This is a genomic window from Streptomyces sp. NBC_01334, assembly GCF_035983595.1.
GTDB lineage: Bacteria > Actinomycetota > Actinomycetes > Streptomycetales > Streptomycetaceae > Streptomyces > Streptomyces coriariae.
On the sequence record NZ_CP130718.1, the window covers coordinates 392,491 to 410,698 of the forward strand.

General features: G+C 71.8%; 17 protein-coding genes. 8 read left to right on the plus strand and 9 right to left on the minus strand.

Annotated elements, in window-relative coordinates; translation table 11 throughout:
• The first annotated feature begins 3 nt into the window (after positions 1–3).
• Positions 4–1,629 carry an alpha/beta fold hydrolase gene (locus tag OG736_RS01805; RefSeq protein WP_327180789.1) on the plus strand — a complete coding sequence of 542 codons (1,626 nt, stop codon included), beginning with the start codon at positions 4–6 and terminating at the stop codon, positions 1,627–1,629.
• Between the two features lie 245 nt (positions 1,630–1,874).
• Here OG736_RS01805 and OG736_RS01810 read toward each other — a convergent pair whose 3' ends face one another.
• The 6 genes from OG736_RS01810 to OG736_RS01835 all read right to left on the minus strand — a co-directional run bounded on the left by OG736_RS01810 (position 1,875) and on the right by OG736_RS01835 (position 8,990).
• Positions 1,875–2,225 (minus strand): hypothetical protein, encoded by a 351-nt coding sequence (locus OG736_RS01810; protein WP_327180790.1) that lies wholly within the window; start codon positions 2,223–2,225, stop codon positions 1,875–1,877.
• 63 nt (positions 2,226–2,288) lie between these two features.
• Positions 2,289–3,134: a carbohydrate ABC transporter permease gene (locus OG736_RS01815; protein WP_327180791.1), complete on the minus strand. Its 846-nt coding sequence runs from the start codon at positions 3,132–3,134 to the stop codon at positions 2,289–2,291.
• Complete coding sequence (locus OG736_RS01820; RefSeq protein ID WP_327180792.1) at positions 3,131–4,489, minus strand: ABC transporter permease subunit; 1,359 nt, start codon at positions 4,487–4,489, stop codon at positions 3,131–3,133. Before OG736_RS01820 ends, OG736_RS01815 begins: the two co-directional genes overlap by 4 nt.
• 6 nt (positions 4,490–4,495) lie before the next feature.
• On the minus strand, positions 4,496–5,824 hold the full coding sequence (locus tag OG736_RS01825; RefSeq protein WP_327180793.1) for an ABC transporter substrate-binding protein: 1,329 nt from the start codon (positions 5,822–5,824) through the stop codon (positions 4,496–4,498).
• Between the two features lie 54 nt (positions 5,825–5,878).
• Positions 5,879–7,561: a glycoside hydrolase family 13 protein gene (locus OG736_RS01830; RefSeq protein WP_327180794.1), complete on the minus strand. Its 1,683-nt coding sequence runs from the start codon at positions 7,559–7,561 to the stop codon at positions 5,879–5,881.
• Positions 7,562–7,721: 160 nt separating this feature from the next.
• The gene (locus tag OG736_RS01835; RefSeq protein WP_327180795.1) at positions 7,722–8,990 is read right to left on the minus strand and encodes an ABC transporter substrate-binding protein; all 1,269 of its coding nucleotides are present in this window, start codon (positions 8,988–8,990) and stop codon (positions 7,722–7,724) included.
• Between the two features lie 124 nt (positions 8,991–9,114).
• Here OG736_RS01835 and OG736_RS01840 point away from each other — a divergent pair, with 124 nt between their 5' ends.
• The 4 genes from OG736_RS01840 to OG736_RS01855 all read left to right on the plus strand — a co-directional run bounded on the left by OG736_RS01840 (position 9,115) and on the right by OG736_RS01855 (position 13,396).
• Positions 9,115–9,630 carry a PadR family transcriptional regulator gene (locus OG736_RS01840; protein WP_310431145.1) on the plus strand — a complete coding sequence of 172 codons (516 nt, stop codon included), beginning with the start codon at positions 9,115–9,117 and terminating at the stop codon, positions 9,628–9,630.
• Positions 9,627–10,376, plus strand: coding sequence for an ABC transporter ATP-binding protein (locus OG736_RS01845; protein ID WP_327180796.1), 750 nt, complete (start codon positions 9,627–9,629; stop codon positions 10,374–10,376). Before OG736_RS01840 ends, OG736_RS01845 begins: the two co-directional genes overlap by 4 nt.
• Positions 10,377–10,379: 3 nt before the next feature.
• Positions 10,380–12,674 carry an ABC transporter permease gene (locus OG736_RS01850; RefSeq protein ID WP_327180797.1) on the plus strand — a complete coding sequence of 765 codons (2,295 nt, stop codon included), beginning with the start codon at positions 10,380–10,382 and terminating at the stop codon, positions 12,672–12,674.
• A gap of 86 nt (positions 12,675–12,760) precedes the next feature.
• Positions 12,761–13,396 (plus strand): hypothetical protein, encoded by a 636-nt coding sequence (locus tag OG736_RS01855; RefSeq protein ID WP_327180798.1) that lies wholly within the window; start codon positions 12,761–12,763, stop codon positions 13,394–13,396.
• On the opposite strand, the gene OG736_RS01860 is transcribed toward OG736_RS01855, so the two are convergent.
• The gene (locus OG736_RS01860; RefSeq protein ID WP_327180799.1) at positions 13,374–14,144 is read right to left on the minus strand and encodes a class I SAM-dependent methyltransferase; all 771 of its coding nucleotides are present in this window, start codon (positions 14,142–14,144) and stop codon (positions 13,374–13,376) included. The genes OG736_RS01855 and OG736_RS01860 overlap by 23 nt on opposite strands.
• A gap of 108 nt (positions 14,145–14,252) precedes the next feature.
• Complete coding sequence (locus OG736_RS01865) at positions 14,253–15,113, minus strand: alpha/beta fold hydrolase (RefSeq protein ID WP_327180800.1); 861 nt, start codon at positions 15,111–15,113, stop codon at positions 14,253–14,255.
• Positions 15,114–15,207: 94 nt separating this feature from the next.
• Between OG736_RS01865 and OG736_RS01870 the strand changes: the two genes are divergently transcribed.
• The 3 genes from OG736_RS01870 to OG736_RS01880 all read left to right on the plus strand — a co-directional run bounded on the left by OG736_RS01870 (position 15,208) and on the right by OG736_RS01880 (position 17,260).
• Positions 15,208–16,104, plus strand: coding sequence for a LysR family transcriptional regulator (locus OG736_RS01870; protein WP_327180801.1), 897 nt, complete (start codon positions 15,208–15,210; stop codon positions 16,102–16,104).
• Positions 16,105–16,261: 157 nt separating this feature from the next.
• The gene (locus OG736_RS01875; protein ID WP_327187487.1) at positions 16,262–16,582 is read left to right on the plus strand and encodes a GatB/YqeY domain-containing protein; all 321 of its coding nucleotides are present in this window, start codon (positions 16,262–16,264) and stop codon (positions 16,580–16,582) included.
• Between the two features lie 168 nt (positions 16,583–16,750).
• Positions 16,751–17,260 carry an SRPBCC family protein gene (locus OG736_RS01880; RefSeq protein WP_327180802.1) on the plus strand — a complete coding sequence of 170 codons (510 nt, stop codon included), beginning with the start codon at positions 16,751–16,753 and terminating at the stop codon, positions 17,258–17,260.
• 53 nt (positions 17,261–17,313) lie between these two features.
• Here the strand turns inward: OG736_RS01880 and OG736_RS01885 are convergent, their stop codons facing one another.
• On the minus strand, positions 17,314–18,207 hold the full coding sequence (locus OG736_RS01885) for an oxygenase MpaB family protein (protein ID WP_327180803.1): 894 nt from the start codon (positions 18,205–18,207) through the stop codon (positions 17,314–17,316).
• Position 18,208 lies beyond the last annotated feature (1 nt).

Consider the following 18,208-nt stretch of genomic DNA (forward strand, 5'->3'; position numbering starts at 1 on the left):
ACGATGTCCCCAGGTACGACCCTCTGCCGCCGCCCCGCGCGACGGCTCCCGGCAACGCTGGCCGGAGCCACGGTCGGCGCCCTCGTCGTCGGCCTCGCCGCGATGCCCGCACACGCCGAGTCCGGCACCGACGGCCCGATCGGCACGGTCGCCCGTACGGTGGGCGACGCCCGCTTCGAACCGGGCCCCTGCCCCAGGACGGCGGACCCGATCCCCGATCTCGCGCGCGCCCGCTGCGGCACCCTCACCGTGCCCGAGAAGCGTTCCCAGGCCAAGGGGCCCAAGGAGCCCGAGGGGTACGGGAGCCATGACGGACGCGAGATCACTCTCGCTGTCGCGATCATGCCCGCGGAGAGCAGCAGCCCCGCGCCCGACCCGATCGTGTGGCTCGCCGGCGGCCCCGGCGACGACGCGGTCTCCGAGATCCCGATGGCGCTCGCCGGCAACCTGAACCGCGACCGTGACGTGATCTTCATGTCCCAGCGCGGCACCTACTCGGCCGACCCGGAGCTCACCTGCCCGGACATCGACCGGTTCAACGCCCGCGCCCTCGGCCTCGTCTCCAACGCGCCGTCCACCGGGCGCCTGCACGTCGAGGCGACCCGGGCCTGCCGCGACCGCGTGGACGCCCAGGGCGCCGACCGCAGCACCTACAACGACATCGAGAGCTCGGCCGACTACGACGCCCTGCGCAAGACACTGGGTGTCAAGAAGTGGAACGTCTTCGGGATCTCCTACGGCACCCACCTGGCGCTCAACTACATGCGCCTGCACCCGAAGGGCATCCGCTCGGTCGGCATCGACGGCATCCTGCCGCCGTCCATCGCCGGCGGGGCCGTGACCTGGAAGGCCGCACGAGAGGGTTTCGACGGCCTGTTCAAGGCCTGCGAGGAGCAGCCCGCCTGCAACACCCGCTACCCGAATCTGAAGGCCACCTTCCTCCGCCTCGTCAGTGAGCTGGAGGCCGACCCGATCACCACCACCGTGACGGTCCCGGTCCACCCGGAGCCGGTGAAGGTCGTGCTGGACGGGGGCAACCTGGTCACCTGGCTCACCTCGGCCACCCACGTGGCGGCCGGGGTGCCGCGTTCCATCGACGAGCTGGCCCACGGCAACCCGCAGCGGATCGCCGAGCAGCTCGCGGGCGGCAAGTACAGCCCGCAGGCCATCGGAAGGGTCGCCCACGGGCTGGTCTACGGCGTCTTCTGCAGCCAGTGGACCCCGTACGAGAGCCGGGCCGACATCATCCGGGGCGGACGCCGCGCGTTCCCGACGTTCCCCCGATCGATGCTGGCCAACGCCCCGCAACTCGCCTGGCTCCACGACGACTGCCGTGCCTGGGACGTCCCCCCGGCGCCCCCGTCGGTCCGGGACGTGACCCACAGTGACATCCCGACCCTCGCCCTGTCCGGCGGGTTCGACGCCCAGACGGCGCCGAGCAACGGGGCGTACGTCGCCCGTACGCTGAGGCGCTCCACCGCCGTGACGGTCCCCTACGTCGCCCACGTGGTGTTCGCCGACTCGCGGTGCGCGCAGACGATCACCACGTCGTTCTTCGCCCGTCCGACCGCGCCGGACACCAGCTGCCTCGCGGGACTCCGGCCGCCGCAGTTCGAGATCGCACCGTAGGGCGCTTGCCGACGATAGCCGCCCATGGTGCCGCACCTCCGGGGCCCGCATCCACCACCATGGTGGGTGCGGGCCCCGGCGGTGTAGGCCCAGACGGCCTTGCCCGGGGCATCGGGACGAGTGCCCGGCGCCGGGCGAGATCCTCGACGAGGAAGATCCCGTGGCCGCCGGACTTGTCCGTGCGCGATGCGTTCGCTGAAGTGTCGAGCTTCCGCACGGAGTTGTACACGCGTCCTGCCCGTCGCTCAGTCGAGCGCCCTGAGCCCTTCGTGCCAGCGTGCGCGACGCTCCTCGTCGCTCTGCTCCCACCACGGGGTGCCACGCTCGCCCAGGGCGACCTTCGCCAGGTGCACGCGAGCGCGGGCCGCACGTTCGGCTGCCGCGTCCTGCGTTCGCCGGGCGGCCCCGACCGCACGCCGGGCCGCCATGAGGTGGGAGCGGAGCCGCGCGGCGTCCTCCTCGGGAATGAGCGGATCCGTCGCCCGCCAGCGTCGTCCGCCCACGACGATGAACCGTCCGTCGGGGGTGTGTTCCGGGTGCGCGTCAGGGGTCACGGCACGAGTGTGCCGTCGGGCGGCTGCGCGGCGGAGGAGCATCCCCGCGCCGTGGTGTGACGCGTCCCCCGTCCGGGTGGAACCACGGGGCGCGGGCACCGGGGCCTACTTCACGGACCCCGCCATGACCCCCTGTACGAAGTGCCGCTGGAAGGCGAAGAACACGGCCACCGGGACGATCAGGGACAGGAACGCGCCCGGCGCGAGCACGTCGATGTTGCTGCCGAACTGCCGTATCTGCGACTGGAGTTCCACCGTCAGCGGCTGGGACGAGCTGTCGGCGAACAGCAGCGCCACCAGCATGTCGTTCCACACCCACAGGAACTGGAAGATGGCCAGGCTCGCCAGCGCGGGCCGTCCCACCGGCAGCACGAGCCGGGTGAAGATGCGCCACTCGTTGCCCCCGTCCATGCGGGCCGCCTCCAGCATCTCCCGCGGTATCTCGGCGAAGTAGTTCCGCAGCAGGAAGATCGCGAACGGCAGTCCGTAGGAGACGTGGAAGAGGACGACGCCGGGAATCGTGCCGAACAGCCCCAGTTGGCCGAAGAGTTTGGCCACCGGCAGCAGGCCGATCTGCACGGGCACCACCAGGAGCGCGACCACGAGCAGGAAGAGGGCGTCCCGGCCGGGGAAGTCCAGCCAGGCGAAGGCGTACCCCGCCAGTGCGGCGATCGCCACCACCAGAAGCGTCGTCGGCACCGAGATCAGCACGGTGTTCCAGAACGCCTGTGTCATCCCGGCGTTGCCCAGCAACGACGTGTAGTTGTCGAAGGACAGCTGGCCCGGACTGGTGATCGCCGTCCACCAGCCGCCCTTGGCCGTGTCCTGCGCCGACCGCAGGGAAGACACGAGCAGTCCGGCGAGCGGCGTGAGCCAGAGCAGTCCGATGACCACGAGGACGGCCTGCACCAGGCTGTTGCCGAGCCCGCGCCGAAGCGCACTGAGGTTCATCGCTGACTCCCTCGGAAACGACGGACGTTGAAGACCATGGCGGGGATCACCAGCAGCAGGAGCAGCACGCCGAGGGCGCTGCCCAGTCCCTGGTCGTTGCCGCCGCCGAAGGACACCAGCCACATCTGGGTGGCCAGCACGGTGGCGTCCTCCTGCACCGGGCCGGGCGCGATGATGTAGACGAGGTCGAACACCTTCATCACGTTGATGACGAGGGTCACGAAGACCACCGTGAGCACGGGCGCCAGCAGCGGCACGGTGATCCGGCGGAACACCTGCCACTCGTTGGCGCCGTCCATCCGCGCGGCCTCGAGCGAGTCACGCGGCAGCGTGGACAGGCCCGCGCCGATCAGCACCATCGCGAAGCCGGTCCAGATCCACAGGTAGGCGCCGATGATCGCCGGGGTGACCAGTGCCGGGCCGAGCCAGGAGACGCCGTCGTAGGGCTGGGCGAAGTTCGAGCCGGGGAGGGTGACGGTGTACGCGCCTGTCCCCAGGCCGGGGAAGCGGAAGGAGCCGTCGGCCGCGGTGGTGGTGCTCGCGACGGTCTTGCCGGCGCGTACCGCCTCGACCTTCATCTTCGGCAGCCCGCTCTCCCGGCGGTCCACCGCACCCTGCTTCCCTCCCCCGCCGGGGGTGAAGTCCAGGTAGACGACCCCGCGCAGTTCGTCGGCACCCGCTGTGCGGGCGGCCGCCGTGTAGGCCGGTTCCGCGCCGGCCGGCAGCTCCTTGGGCGCGACGCCGACCAGGCCGAGGGCGACCGTGTCGCCGGGTGACACGGTCGTGCCGGTGCGGTACGAGCCGTCGGCGCCCCGGGTCAGGCCCTCGCCGTCACGGGCGCGGGCGGTCGGGTAGGAGGCGGTGTCCTGGAAGGCGTCGTGGACGCCGACGGCCGCCGCGTTCAGGACGCCCTTGTCGGGGTCCTCGTCGTAGGCGAGCCGGAAGATGATGCCCGCGGCGAGGAAGGAGACGGCCATGGGCATGAAGAGCAGCAGCTTGAAGGCCGTGGCCCAGCGGATCTTCTCGACGAGCACGGCGAGGATCAGGCCCAGGCCGGTCAGCAGGGTCGGCGCCACGACCACCCAGATCGCGGTGTTGCGTACGGCTTTGAGGGTGGCCGGGTCGCGGAACATCTCGGTGTAGTTGTCGCCGCCCACGAACCGGGTCCCGGAGGCGTCGAAGAAGCTGCGGCCGACCGAGAACAGCACGGGGTAGACGACGAGGGCGCCGAGCAGGAGCAGCGCGGGAAGGACGAAGAGCAGGGCGACGGTCCTGCCCCGCCGCCGGGCCCGCCGCTTGCGGGCGACGGTCGCGGCGGCGGGTGGTGCGGCCGTCTTCGTGAGTGTGGCGGTCATCGCCGGTCAGCCCTTGTAGGCCTTGGCCGCGGCGGTTTCCAGCTGCGCCGCGGTCGCCTTCGGGTCGGACGGGTCGCGCAGGAAGTCCTGGAGGATCTTCCACTCGCCGGCGCCCTTCGTCCCGCCGAACGCGGCCGGGGCCTGGTCGGACATGTCGAAGCGGACGGAGTCCCCGGCGGAGATGAGCGACTTGGCGGTGGTGCGGGTGACGTCGTCGCCGTAGGAGGCGAGGTCGAGCTTCTTGTTCGGGGAGAGGAAGCCGCCCGTCTCGGCCCATACGGCGGCGGCCTCCGGGGTGGCCAGGTACTCCAGGAGCGCCATGCCGGCCTTGGTGTTCTTGCCGTCCTTGAGGACGACGGCCGCGTCGCCGCCGCTGACCACGGGTGCCTCGCCCCCGCCGACGGGCGGGAACGCGAAGAAGTTCGCGTCCTCGCCGATCTTCCGGCCGAACTGGTCCTTGGCGACGCCTGCGACGAAGTCGCCCTCGTAGACCATGCCCGCCTCGGGCTCGGGCCCGAAGACCTTCTCGACGGAGCCCGGGAAGTCGGTGTTGAGCGCGCCCTTCTGGCCGCCCGCGAGGAGCTGCTTGTCCTGGAAGAGCTTGCCGAGCGTGGTGAGGGCGTCGACCACGCTCTGGTCGGTCCACTTCAGTTCGTGGGCGGCGAGGGCGTCGTACTTCTCGGGGCCCGCCTGGGAGAGGTAGACGTTCTCGAACCAGTCGGTGAGCGTCCAGCCGTCCTGGCCCGCGACGGAGAAGGCGGCGAGCCCCGAGTCGGAGACGGTCCGCCCGGCCTTCAGCATCTCGTCGTAGGTCTTCGGCGGCTGGACTCCGGCCTGGTCGAGGGCGGCGGGGCTGTACCAGACGGTCGACTTGTGGGCGGCCTTGAAGTAGAGGCCGTAGAGGGTGCCCTCGACGCTGCCGTAGTCCTTCCAGACCGGCGCGTAGTTGGCGGCGACGGACTTCTGGGTGGTCGCCGACAGCGGCTTGAGCCAGCCGTTGCCGGCGAACTGCTGGAGCACGCCGACCTGCGGGACCATCACGACGTCGGGGGCGTTGCCGCCTTCGATCTTGCTGCCGACGACGGTGGAGACGTTGTCGCCGGTGGACACGAACTGGGTCTTGGCGCCGGTCTTCTCGGTGAACGCGTCCAGCACCTTCTGGAAGTTCTTCTGCTCGGCACCGGACCAGACACCGGCCACGGTGACCGTCTGGCCGCCCAGTGCCTTGTCGCCGCCGCCCGCGGAGACGGGGTCGCCGCCTCCGCAGGCGGTCGCGCCGAGTGCCAGGACGAGGGCGGTGCAGCCGCTGAGCAGGGTGGTACGTCGTCGCATCATCGTTGATGTCCGTTCGTGGAAGGGGAGTTGACGGCGGATGGAGAGTGGTCGTGCTCAGGAGTCGGTGTCGTCACCGATCCACCAGGCGGCCGTGGAGCCGGGGAGCACCCCGGCCCGGCAGGGGCCGCTGGACAGCAGGGGGATGCCGGGAACGGGCGCCGGAGCGGGCGCCGTGCCGAAGTTGACGGCGCACACCAGGCCGTCGCCACGGGCGAAGGCGAGGACGCCGGGCTGGGTGTCCAGCCAGCGCAGCGTGCCCTCGCCCAGCTGGGGCAGGCCGGCGCGCAGCTGGAGGCCGTCGCGGTAGAGGTGCCAGAAGGAGCGGGTGTCGGCGAGGGCGCGATCGGTGGCGTACTCGGCGAAGTACTCGGGCTGCGGAAGCCAGGGTTTGCCGGCGTCGACGCCGGAGGTGAATCCGAACGGTGAGGCCTGACCCGACCACGGCAGCGGTACCCGGCAGCCGTCCCGGATGCGGGCCCGGCTGCCGGTACGGCGGAAGATCGGGTCGGTGAGCACGTCGTCGGGCAGGTCGACGACCTCGGGCAGGCCCAGCTCCTCGCCCTGGTAGATGTACGCGGCGCCGGGCAGCGCCAGCAACAGCAGGGCGGCGGCGCGGGCGCGGGCGGCACCGAGGCCGCTACCCTCCACGGCCGGCTCGCCGTAGCGGGTGACCGTGCGGACCTGGTCGTGGTTGTTGAGGACCCAGGTGACGGTGGACCCGGTTCCCGCGATGTCCTGCATGGCCTCGGTGATGACCTTGCGGAAGGCGTCGGCGTCCCAGGAGGCGCTGAGCAGGTCGAAGAAGAAGGCCTGGTGCAGTTCGTCGGGGCGGACGTACAGCGCGTGTTCGCGGGCGGTCGGAACCGAGACCTCGCCGACCAGGAGCCGTTCGCGGCCGTCGCGTGCCGTGTACTCCTCGCACACCGCCCGCCAGTGCCGCCACACGTCGTGTACCTCGGGCTGGTTCCAGGCGAGCGGGTTGACGGAGTCGCGGGTGCGGGCGTCGGCCTCGGGATCCGGCGAGTCGGGCAGCTCGGGGTGTTTGAAGAGGCCTGCGGCGACGTCGATGCGGAAGCCGTCGACGCCCCGGTCCAGCCAGAACCGCAGTGCGCGGTCGAAGTAGGTGCCGACCCCGGGGTCGCGCCAGTTCCAGTCGGGCTGTTCGGGCGTGAACATGTGCAGGTACCACTGGCCGGGGCGGCCGTCCGCCTCGGTCACCCGGCTCCAGGCGGGGCCGCCGAACATGGCGTGCCAGTTGTTGGGCGGCTCGGCGCCGTCCGCTCCCCGTCCGTCGGCGAAGTGGAAGCGGGCCCGGGCGGGACTGCCAGGCGCCGAGGCCAGGGCCTCGCGGAACCAGGGGTGCTCGCTGGAGCAGTGGTTGGGGACGATGTCGAGCAGGACCTTGACGCCCAGCCGCCGGGCGGCCGCGACCAGCCGGTCGAACTCGGCGAGGTCGCCGAAGAGCGGGTCGACGTCGCAGTAGTCGGCGACGTCGTAGCCGTGGTCGTGCTGCGGGGACGGGTAGAAGGGGCTCAGCCAGATCCCGTCGACACCCAGCTTCTTCAGGTACGGCAGCCCGGCGCGGACTCCGGCGAGATCGCCGACGCCGTCGCCGGTGCTGTCCAGGAAGCTGCGGACGTACACCTGGTAGATCACTGCCTCACGCCACCAGTGGTGCGTGTCGATGTGCTGGGAGCTCACCCGTTGGCCTGTCTGTGCGGGCTGGTTGTTATGCATGCATGTTATGTAGGCGTTTCACGGAGGTGTCAACGAACAGGCAGCAGCCATCTCGCGAGCGTGGGTGACATAAGCGGATCTACCTGGGCAAATTGCCCCCGGTTGATACGTCGGCGTTACCTAACATGTAACTAGGAGGGTCGGTCTCGACTGAGGGACGTCAGCCGCGGCGGGAGATGTCCGCCAGCTCCCGGGCCAGCCGACGTACCGCCGCCTCGGGCGTCGAGTGCCCGGACATCGCGTCGTGCACGACCGCCTGCACCACCATGCTGACCTGGTCGTAGCGCGGGCTCTTGGGCCGCGGCGCGGCCGTCAGGACGCTCGCGCGCAGGGTCGGCAGGTACGGGAACCGGCGCACCAGTTCCCGGTCCTCGTACAGCTCCGCGCGTACGGGCGGCAGCGCGCCCCGGGTGAGCACCTGCCGCTGGACGCCCTCGCTGGTGAGGTACGCGATCAGACGTGCGGCGGTGTCGGGGTGCTCGGCGTGTGTGTTGACGGCCAGGTTGGAGCCGCCGAGCACGCTGGTGCCCGGCCCGTCGCGCCCCGGCAGCGGTACGGCGCCGACCTTGCCGGCGAGCGCGGAGCCCGCGGCGGAGGCGCTGACGTACGCGTAGGGCCAGTTGCGCAGGAAGAGGAGGTGACCGTCCTGGAAGGCCTGCCGGGACTCCTCCTCCGTGTAGGTCAGGGCCTCCTTCGGCACCCAACCGTCACGGACGCCGCGGGCGAGGAACCCGATGCCCTCGCGGGCGGCCGAGTCGACGGTGACACGGTCGCCCTCATCACCCAGGATCGTGCCGCCCGCCGAGTACACGGCCTCGGCCGCGTTGACGGTGAGGCCCTCGTAGGGCAGGAACTGCCCCGCGTAACCGTCGAGTCCGTGCTGGGGCGCGATGGTCTTCGCGGCCCGCTCCAGTTCGGCCCAGGTGCGGGGCGGCGGGACGCCCTCCTCGGCGAGGACGTCCTTGCGGTAGAGCAGCAGCCCGGCGTTGGTGACGTACGGGACGGCGTACAGCCGGCCGTCGTACGTCGCCGTGTCCACGACCGGCCGCAGGAAGGTGCCCAACGGGAAACGGTCGCGCGGCAGCGGACGGATCCAGCCGGCGGCGGCGAATTCCGAGGTCCAGGCGACGTCGATGTTGAGGACGTCGAACCGGCTGCGGGTGCCGCCGCGCAGATCCGTGATCATCTGGGCGCGCGACTCGTCCGCCGAGTCCGGCAGTTCGACGAGGGTGACCTTCTCCCCGGGGTGAGCCCGGTTCCAGCCCTGGAGCAGTGGGCCGAGATAGCCGGTGAGGTCGCCGGCGGTGGCGAGGGTGAGCGGTCCGCGCCCCTCCGGCCCGCCGGCCGCTCGGGCGCCGGACGCGCCGTAACCGGCCAGGACGACGGCGAGAACGAGGAGGCCCCTACCGGCGGCACGTATCCACCGCATAGGTTCCTCCCAGTACACCGGCGCCGGGCACCCTCGCCCGGAGTCAGAGGCTATGTATACCCGTTAGGTATGGGCGATACTAGGGCCTGGAACACAATACGAGGCTGCGAGGAGGACAGCACGAGTGCGCCTGCCCCTCCTGGCCCTGCTGGCGCGCGGCCCGGCCCACGGCTACGAGCTCAAGCAGGACCTTGAGCGACTGTTGGGCGCCGCGTACCCTCAGCCGAACATCGGCCAGATCTACGTGACTCTGAGCCGCCTCGAGAAGACGGGGCTGATCGAGGGCGAGGAGGTCGAGCAGTCGAGTCGGCCCAACAAGAAGATCTACCACCTCACCGACGCCGGCCAGGAAGCGCTGCGCGTCTGGTACGAGGAGACGGCGGACGAGCCGCGGTTGCGGGACGAGTTCTTCATGAAGCTCGCGCTCGCCCCGCAGACCGGTCTCGCCGACCAGATCGCCCTGATCAACAAGCAACGACGCCACTACCTGAACACCATGCGCACCCTGTCGAAGCTGGTCACGGGCGAGAACCGCGACAACCGGACGGCCCGGCTGCTCATCGAGGGCGCCATGCTGCACCTGCAGGCCGACCTCGACTGGTTGGAACGCTGCCAGGAAGAACTGGAGGAGCCGGAATGAACGACACCCCCACTCCTGCGCTGCGGGCCGAGAACCTCGTGAAGACCCACCACGGCGAGGGCGCTCCCGCCCATGCCGTACGGGGGGTGGACCTGTGCGTACGGCAGGGTGAGTTCGTGGCCGTCACCGGTCCGTCCGGCGCCGGGAAGTCGACGCTGCTGCATCTGCTCGGCGGCCTGCAGCGGCCGGACAGCGGCAGCATCTGGCTGGACGGCGTGTGCACGGACGGCTACAGCGAGGCGCAGTGGGCCGTGGCGCGCCGGCGCCGGATCGGTGTCGTCTTCCAGTTCTTCAACCTGGTCTCCAACCTGTCCGTCGCCGACAACGTCGAACTGCCCGCGCTGCTGGCCGGGGTCTCCCCCAAGCGGGCCCGCGCGGAGCGCGAGGAGCTGCTGGCCGAGCTCGGCCTGACCGGCAAGGAGCGGAGCATGCCCGGTGAGCTGTCCGGCGGCGAACAGCAGCGGGTGGCGCTGGCCCGGGCCCTGGTGAACCATCCGCCGCTGCTGCTCGCGGACGAGCCCGCGGGCAGCCTGGACAGCAAGGGCACCCGCGAGGTGACCCGGCTGCTCTCCCGGTTCCACCAGCGCGGCCAGACCATCCTCCTGGTCACGCATGACGCGCGCATGGCGAGCACCGCGGACCGGGTGATCAGCTTCTTCGACGGGCGGATCGCCGACGACGCGACGCTCGACGGCACGCCCTCACCGCGCAAGGGGATATCCGCGGTGCTGGAACTGAAGGACTGACCCATGCGAGCCACGCTGCGCTGGGCGCACTCGGACCTGCGGACGCATCGCGGTGAGGCGCTGTTCCTGGTGCTCGCCACCGTCGGCGTCGTCACCTCCCTGCTGCTGGCGGCGGCGCTCTTCGGGTACGCGACGAACCCCTGGGAACGCGTCTTCACCCAGTCCCGTGGCGCACACGTGTCGATCCACACCGGCCCCTCGGCCGATACGGCCAGGCTCGCCGTGCTGGCCGGCGTCGAGTCCGTCGCCGGCCCCTACCCCACCGCTTCCACCACCGTCGCCTCCCGCGGTGCCCGCGCCCCGGTCGAGCTGCGCGGCACCACCGAGCGACCCGCGGTCGGGCGGCCCCTGCTCGTCTCCGGCCGCTGGCTCGACCCGGGGAGGCCCGACGGTGTGGTGCTGGAGAGCAGCCTCGCCCGGGCGCTGCTGGCCGAGCCCGGAGATGTGCTCACGCTGCCGGGCGGTGCCGCGACGTTGACCGTCCTCGGCGTCGCCGACAGCCCCGAGCCGCGCTATCGCCAGGGTGAGCAGCCGGGCCTGGCCTGGGCCCTGCCGTCCACCGTGCCGCGCACCGGCTCCGACCGGGGCCAGGTGATCGGGCTGCGCCTGACGGATCCCGGGGACACCGACTACGCCGTCCAGCGTGCCGTCACCGTGCTCGGCGCCGGTGCCGTGCGCGAGGTCGCCACCTGGCAGCAGGCGCGAGCGGAGGCGCAGGGCGACGACCGGCTGCTCGGCCAGATACTGGGCCTGTTCGGTCTCGGCGCGCTCGTCGCCGCCGGACTCGCCGTGCACGGGGCCATCGGCACCCGCATCCGGGGGCATCTGCGGGACATCTCGATCCTCAAGGCGATCGGTTTCACACCGGGCCAGGTCACGCGTGTTTTCCTGCTCCAGCATCTCGCCTACGCGCTGCTGGGCGCCGTGGCCGCGGCGGCGCTCACCCAGGCGCTGGGCAGCCGGCTGCCGGGGCGGCTGGGAGACGCGGTCGGGGTGTGGCAGGGGCTGCCGGGACACGCGGCGACCCTGGTCGTGGTGCCGGTGGGAGTGGTGCTGTTCATCGGCGCGACCACCGGGCTCGCGGCCTGGCGGGCGGGGCGGGTGCCGCCGGTTCCGGTGCCGCGGACCGCGGCTCCCGCCGGGGGACGGCTGTCGGGCGTGGCGCGTCGCGCGCTCGGCCTGCGGCTGCCGCCCGCGCTGGTCCTCGGCTGGCACAAGGCGTTCACGCGTCGCCCGCGTTCGCTGGCCACGATCGCCCGCCTCGCGCTGCCGCTGACGCTGATCGTGGTGGCGATGAGCGCGTGGACGACCATCGACCGCTTCCACCGCACGCCGGAGGAGATGGGGCTGGCGGCCGCGCTCACCGTCCGTGCCGACGACGGCCTGAGCGACGCCGCGACCCGGGCGCTGCTCGCGCAGCGTCCCGAGGTCGCCGCCGCCTATCCGGGTGTCGAGGTGGCGGCCCTGGTGCCGGGCCAGACGGCGACGATCGCCCTGCGCGGTCTCGGCACCCGTGCGGATCCGTACCCCTACACGCTGGCCGAGGGCCGTCCCGCGCACGGTTCCGACGAGGCGGTGGCCGGGCAGGGACTGCTGGACCTGCTGGACGTCCGGGTCGGCGACTGGGTGCGTATGACGGTGAGCGGCCGGCCCCAGATCCTGCACATCGTGGGCCGCAGCATCGAGCCGGAGAACGCCGGCCGGGTCATCTCCACGTCGCTCGACACTCTCCGGGAGAACGACGCGGAACTGCGGCCGACGCTGTACCAGGTCCGGCTGCGGGACGGCGCGGATCCGCACCGCGTCGCCGCCGAGCTGAGCGCCGCGGCCGGGCGTGGACAGCTGGACGTGCACACCGTGACGAACCCTGCCGACGGTCTGTCGCCCCTGCGCAGTGTCGTCGTCGGCCTGCTCGGCGTCCTGGCGCTCATCGGGCTCGTCGATCTGCTGACCAGCATCGGCGGTGCGCTGCGCGAGAGCGAACGGGATCTGCTCGCCTTCAAGGCGATCGGACTGTCGCCACGGCAGATCACCGCGATCACCGTCACGGCCACGGGGTGCACCGTAGGGGCCGCGGTCGCCGTCGCCATGGCGGTGGGCCTGCCCCTCTCCTCCTGGTTGATCGACGCCCAGGGCCGGTCGAGCGGCATCGGGGCCGGAATCGCTCAGGCTCCGTCCCCCGTCGCGCTGTCCGCGTTCGGCGGGGCCGCATTGCTGGGCGCCCTGGCCCTGGCGGCGTTGCCGGCGACCCGCGCTTCCCGGCGCCGGCTCGCGGACACGATGAGCGCGGTGGCGTAGCCCGGGGAAGAGGGGGCCGGACGCCTTTGAGGTCGCCCGGCATCGGGCATGACGGGTACCGGGGTGGCTGACGAACCGGGGGACGTATGCATACCAGAGTCGAGTACCGCAGGGGACGCGCGCACGCCAGGGCGGCGTACCTGATCGAGCGTGGGGTGTCCCGCCGGGTGTGGGTGGTGGGGGCCGGTGCGGCGTACTGGCTCTGTGCTCTGGCGGGAGTCTGGTACCTCATCCGGCAGGGGGTGACGCCCGGCAACGTCCTGGCTCTCCATCTGATCTGTTTCGCGTTCGAAGCGGTCTCGGTGCTGGGGGTCCTGTGGCCGGGAGCGGGGGCCGGGTCGGCGCAGCTCGTGGACGACCACCAGAGTGTGACGGTGTCCGCCGCCTGCTTCAGCGGGATCTTCCTCATACCCCCGGCCATGATCACCCTGGGCGCACTCGACCGGACCGGCGTCCCGATGGAGGCGGTGCTCGCTTCGACGACGGCGCTGATGCTGGCCTCGTTCGTCGGCCTCGTCGCCGTGACGGCCCTCGCGCCCTCGGTCCGCACGACCCACGACGGGCCCGGCCCGCCGGACGGCCCGGAGTGGTCCGACGCCGGGGACTTCGACGCGGGCGGCGACCAGGGCCTGCCCGGCGGAGCATGCTCGGGCGCGGTCCCACCGGACCGAGCAGGTGGCGGACGTGTCCCCGCGGTGGTCAGTGACGGCGGCGAGCGGTGACGATCCAGGCACGCGAGTCGAAGTACACGCCGCCGTCGGTGTTGTGGGCGTCGAGGGTGGTGCGTAGCCGCGCGCGTGCCTGCTCGGCCGCCGCGTCGTCGAGGTCCGCCAGGAGGTCCTTGACTTCCCACAGGCGGAGCACGGCATCGAAGGCGGTGGCGCTGTCCGGGCCGTAGTGGACGGGCTCGCGCACGTCGGTGAAGCCGACCTCCGCGAAGCCGGCCGCCGTCAGGATGTCTTCCGTGACGGCCGGGTCGGCGAGTGAGAACGGGTTCGGGCCGCGGGGTGTGGGTGATGCGGCGGTGAGGCTCCGGCGGATCGCGGTGGCCCACTCGTTGCGGTCGCGCTCCTGCCAGACCAGCAGCACCAGGCGCGCAGCGGGGCGCAGAGCCCGCCCGATGTTGGTGAACGCGGCGACCGGGTCGTCGAAGAACATCGTTCCGAACCTGCTGATACAGAGGTCGAAGCGCTCCGGTGGAAAGGGGTGGACCTGGGCGTCCGCCTCCCGGAAGGTGATGTTGGCCAGTCCCTGGTCGTCGCTGAGCCGGCGGGCCCGTTCGAGCATGGGCGCGGAGAGATCGACGCCCAGCGCGCTTCCGTCGACGGCGGCGCGGGCGGCTTCGCGCGTGGACTGGCCGGTGCCACAGCCGATGTCGAGCACACGGTCACGGGAGCCGACGCGGGCGGCGGCGCGGAAGAGTTCGTTGTGCAGGCGCAATTCCGCGTCGTAGTCGAACAGGTCGGACATCACCGTCACCGGGTCCTCTCGATACTGATGTCGGCCGGGCCGTCGCGCGGTACGCCTCGCGCCCGGTCCAGCGCCACTGTTCCCGGCGCGCGGCGCAGCGGTTCGACGCTACCGTGGTCGGCCGCCTCCTGTGTGCTGGAGCAGAGCCGGGACGAACACGTCCCACAGCGGCTTCGGCAGGTCGTGCCCGGCGCCTTCCAGGATCAGCAGCGTCGCGCCGGGAATCGCGTCGCGCAGCGCATGTCCGTGTGGGAGCGGGCACACCGGGTCGTGGTCGCCGTGCACCACCAGGGTCGGCGCCTTGACGGCGGCGAAATCGCGGGACGACCCGTCGAAGCCCATCGCGTAGTGGTTGACGAGGGTGGACGCGATGTTGCGGGTGCGGGCCACGTCCCGCTCGACCAGCGCGCGCGTGGCCGTCTCGTCGAAGTAGGGCGACCCGCCGGAGCACGCCTTGGCCGATGCGACGACGAAGTCCACCACCGCGCCGGAGTCGGCGGGGTCCGGGTCGGCGGGCATGCCGCTGGTGAGTTCGTCCGACGCCGGCGGGAGTCCGTCCTCGCCCGTGGAGGTGGAGACGAACGTCAGTGACTCCACCCGGTCGGGGTGGTCCACCCCGATGATGAGCCCGATTCCGCCGGACATGGACCGGCAGACGACGTGTGCGCGCTCGACGTGCAGGGCGTCCAGGATGCCGAGCGCGTCCCCGGCCAGGTCGGTGAACATGTAGCCCGGCCGCCCCGGCGGGTAGCTCGTGGATCTGCCGGTGTCCCGGTTGTCATAGCGGATCACGAACCGGTCGCCACGCGCGATCCGTTCGCACAGCTCGGTTTCCCACCACAGCATCGAGGCGGTCGCACCGTCGATGAGCAGGATCGCCGGGTCCGCGGGGTTTCCGAAGGTCTCGAAGCACAGCTCGACATCGTCGATCTCGACGAGCCGCTCGCCGTGCGAGGGGTGATCGGTCATGAACGCCACGCTAGAGCAAACGGTCCATCGCAAAAAGCGATGATTCGCGATCGAGTCGATCGCGTATGGCGATGTCATCGGCTACCTTGCGTTCATGTCGGATGTTGAACTGAGGCATCTCACCGCGATGGCCGCCGTGGCCGACGAGGGCTCGTTCGGGCGGGCGGCCGCGCGGCTCGGGTACACGCAGTCGACGGTGAGTCAGCAGATCGCGGCTCTGGAGAAGGCCGTCGGCGGTGCCGTGTTCGACCGGCCGGGCGGGCCGAGGCCGGTGCGGATCACCCCGCTCGGCGCGGTGGTACTGGCCCACGGGCGCGATCTGCTGGCGAAGGCCCAGGCGATGGCAGCAGCCGTCGACCGGTTCAAGGCCGGCGACGGCCGGATCGACATCGGCACCTTCCAGAGCGTGTCCAACGTGATCCTGCCGCTGGTCGTGCGCGGACTTCGGGACGAGCACCCCGACTGCGACATCAGGCTGTTCGAGGAGGAGACCGACCAGCCGCAAGTCCAGGAACTCGACCTGATGTTCTTCGACGGCCGCGTCGACGGCGACGTCGAACACCGCAAACTGCTCGACGATCCCTACCTGTTGGTGGCCCGCCGCGGCACCTTCCCCGAAGGTCCGGTGTGCCCGGCCCAGCTCGACGGCGCACCGATGGTGGCGTACCCGCCGATCTGCGACCAGGCCCGGCTGGAGCAGGCCCTCGCACGCCACGGTGTTCGGCCGCACATCGTGTGCCGCACCGCGGGCAACGAGACCGTGCTGTCGATGGTGCGCGCCGGCATGGGTTCGGCGGTCCTGCCGCGACTCACCGTCCACAGTGCCGACATCGGCTCCGACGCGTCGCTGCGCGTCCACGAACTCGAGCCGGAACTCCCGCCCCGCGAGATCTTCCTGCTGTGGCAGGCACATCGCACTCACTCCCCCCTCGCGGCACGGGCGATCGAGATCGCGGTGGAAGTCGCAGGCAGGATCGCCGAGCGCCTCTGACCCGATCAGGCGCGAGCGATCTCTTCGGAACGTCGCGGCCCGGCCCGGCCGTACCTCCGACGCCCTCCCCCATATCGCGTTGTGACTCCCGGGGCCCCGCCATAAGGTCACCGACATGTCTCTACGTCTTCGTATGCGTCAAGCACTGCCGGAAGCGATGCGCGCCCGGGACAAGGCCGCGGTGAGCGCCCTGCGCACGACACTCGCCGCGCTGGACAACGCCGAGGCTGTGCCCGTGGGCGAAGCCGGGCTCCGTGGCTCGGCGCTGGAGCAGTCACCGGTCGGAGCCGGCGCCACCGAGGCGGCACGGCGTGAACTGAGCGAGCAGGGTGTGCTGGCCGTGGTGCGCGCCGAAGCCGACGAACGCCTGGAAGCCGCAGCGCAGTTGACGGCGCCCGCGCACGCCGACCGAGCCGCGCTGCTCCGCGCGGAGGCCGCCGTGCTGCTCCGCTTCCTGGAGGCTCCCGAGCCCGCGTGACGCCCCCGTCCGACGTGGATCACCGCACCGTCCGGACAGCTTCGAAGGCTCCTGCTCGATGAAGAGCTCCCGCATGCCGCGAGGGGTGCCGCTCGGCACCGGCCCCGGTGCGTTCCGCGCACTTGCTACTGGCGAGTAAGCTGCGCGTCCCCGGAGATTGGAGTCGCCGTGGCCCGCAGGTTCACCGTGTCCGACAGCATCGTGACAGAGGTCCCGCCGGAGGCGGCCTACGAGGCGGTCAGCCGGCCCGCGCAGATGGGACGGTGGAGTCCGGAGAACCTCGGGGCCACCGTGCCGGCACCGGACACGTCAGCCCCGGTGGGGACCACGTTCGAGGGCCGGAACAAGCGGGGGGCGTTCCGCTGGGTCACGCGGTGCACGGTGACGGCGGCGGACTCCGGACGCCGCTTCGCCTTCCGGGTGCACGCGATCGGGCTGAACCGGCCGCGGCTGCGCGGTCCGATCGCCACCTGGGAGTACCGCTTCGATCCCGAAGGCACGGCCACCCGCGTCACGGAGACCTGGACGGACGACCGGCGGGCCTGGCCGTCCGCCGTCGCCCATGCCTTCGACCGGGTCGCCACCGGCGGCCGGACGTTCGCCGACTTCCAGGCGGACAACATCGCCAGGACGCTGCGCAACCTGAAGCGGGAGCTCGAAGCGGAGTCCCCTTCCTGATCCCGCCGACCGGGCCACAGATGCCTCCCTGGACGGCGCGGGAGGGGCCGGGCTCAGGCGCGCGCGGCGCGCCGGGCCGCGCGGGCCACGGGCAGGTAGCGCAGGCGCTCGGGCAGCAGCGGGACGACCGTACGCACGACGAGGCCCAGACCGCGCATCCTGCGCTCGTCCCGTGCCGTCCACGTCACCCCCAGACGGTCACGGACGACGGGCGGCAGCAGACCGGTCGTGACGAACACGTGGAGCCGGGCCAGCGGCGGGTGGAACAACGGCCAGAGCCCGCGCACCAGGGCGCCCGAGCCGTCGGGCGGGGGAACCGGCCGCCGCGGGTCGAGCAGTTCGCGGACGACCACCGTGTTCTCCAGCTCGTCCCGGACCATCCGCTCGAAGTACGGCCAGTACTCCTCGGGCGTGGTCGGCATGTCGCGGCGTCCGATGCCGAGGATGTCGCCGAGCCGGAGCAGCTCGTCGTACAGCCGGCGTTCCTCGCCCTCGTCGAGCGGACGGGACAGGTACCGGGCGGACGACAGGAAGGCCGGGTAGGCGGTGGCGTGCACCCAGGCGTAGTGGGCGGGGGTGAGGGCGTGGTACGGGCGGCCGCGGGTGTCGGTGCCGCTGATGCCCTTGTGCACCGTGCGCAGCCTGCGGCCCTCCTCGATCGCCCGCTCACCCCCGTAGATCCACAGCTGGAGGGATTCCAGGGAGCGGCGCGCCCGGCCCCAGGGGTCGGTGCGGAACACGGAGTGCTCGTCGACGCCGGCTCCGACCGCGGGGTGGGCGACCTGGAGCACGACGGCGGCCGGCAGGGAGAGCAGCAGACGTACGTCACCGGCGATGTCCCAGAGCATCGTTCCCGGGCCGAACGGGTCCGGTCCGAGGCGGGCGCCGGGGTCGCCTCGTCCGGGTCGGGCGGCGGCGGTCGTGGGGTGTTCGGGGCCGGCGTTCACG

Bases quoted from the DNA above. Each gene is read 5' to 3' on its own strand.
- OG736_RS01865 (WP_327180800.1), bottom strand. From the start codon at position 15,113: ATGACCGATCACCCCTCGCACGGCGAGCGGCTCGTCGAGATCGACGAT.
- OG736_RS01805 (WP_327180789.1), top strand. From the start codon at position 4: ATGTCCCCAGGTACGACCCTCTGCCGCCGCCCCGCGCGACGGCTCCCG.
- OG736_RS01875 (WP_327187487.1), top strand. From the start codon at position 16,262: ATGCGCGCCCGGGACAAGGCCGCGGTGAGCGCCCTGCGCACGACACTC.
- OG736_RS01845 (WP_327180796.1), top strand. From the start codon at position 9,627: ATGAACGACACCCCCACTCCTGCGCTGCGGGCCGAGAACCTCGTGAAG.
- OG736_RS01870 (WP_327180801.1), top strand. From the start codon at position 15,208: ATGTCGGATGTTGAACTGAGGCATCTCACCGCGATGGCCGCCGTGGCC.
- OG736_RS01810 (WP_327180790.1), bottom strand. From the start codon at position 2,225: ATGCTCCTCCGCCGCGCAGCCGCCCGACGGCACACTCGTGCCGTGACC.
- OG736_RS01850 (WP_327180797.1), top strand. From the start codon at position 10,380: ATGCGAGCCACGCTGCGCTGGGCGCACTCGGACCTGCGGACGCATCGC.
- OG736_RS01815 (WP_327180791.1), bottom strand. From the start codon at position 3,134: ATGAACCTCAGTGCGCTTCGGCGCGGGCTCGGCAACAGCCTGGTGCAG.
- OG736_RS01820 (WP_327180792.1), bottom strand. From the start codon at position 4,489: ATGACCGCCACACTCACGAAGACGGCCGCACCACCCGCCGCCGCGACC.
- OG736_RS01830 (WP_327180794.1), bottom strand. From the start codon at position 7,561: ATGCATAACAACCAGCCCGCACAGACAGGCCAACGGGTGAGCTCCCAG.
- OG736_RS01825 (WP_327180793.1), bottom strand. From the start codon at position 5,824: ATGATGCGACGACGTACCACCCTGCTCAGCGGCTGCACCGCCCTCGTC.
- OG736_RS01835 (WP_327180795.1), bottom strand. From the start codon at position 8,990: ATGCGGTGGATACGTGCCGCCGGTAGGGGCCTCCTCGTTCTCGCCGTC.
- OG736_RS01855 (WP_327180798.1), top strand. From the start codon at position 12,761: ATGCATACCAGAGTCGAGTACCGCAGGGGACGCGCGCACGCCAGGGCG.
- OG736_RS01860 (WP_327180799.1), bottom strand. From the start codon at position 14,144: ATGTCCGACCTGTTCGACTACGACGCGGAATTGCGCCTGCACAACGAA.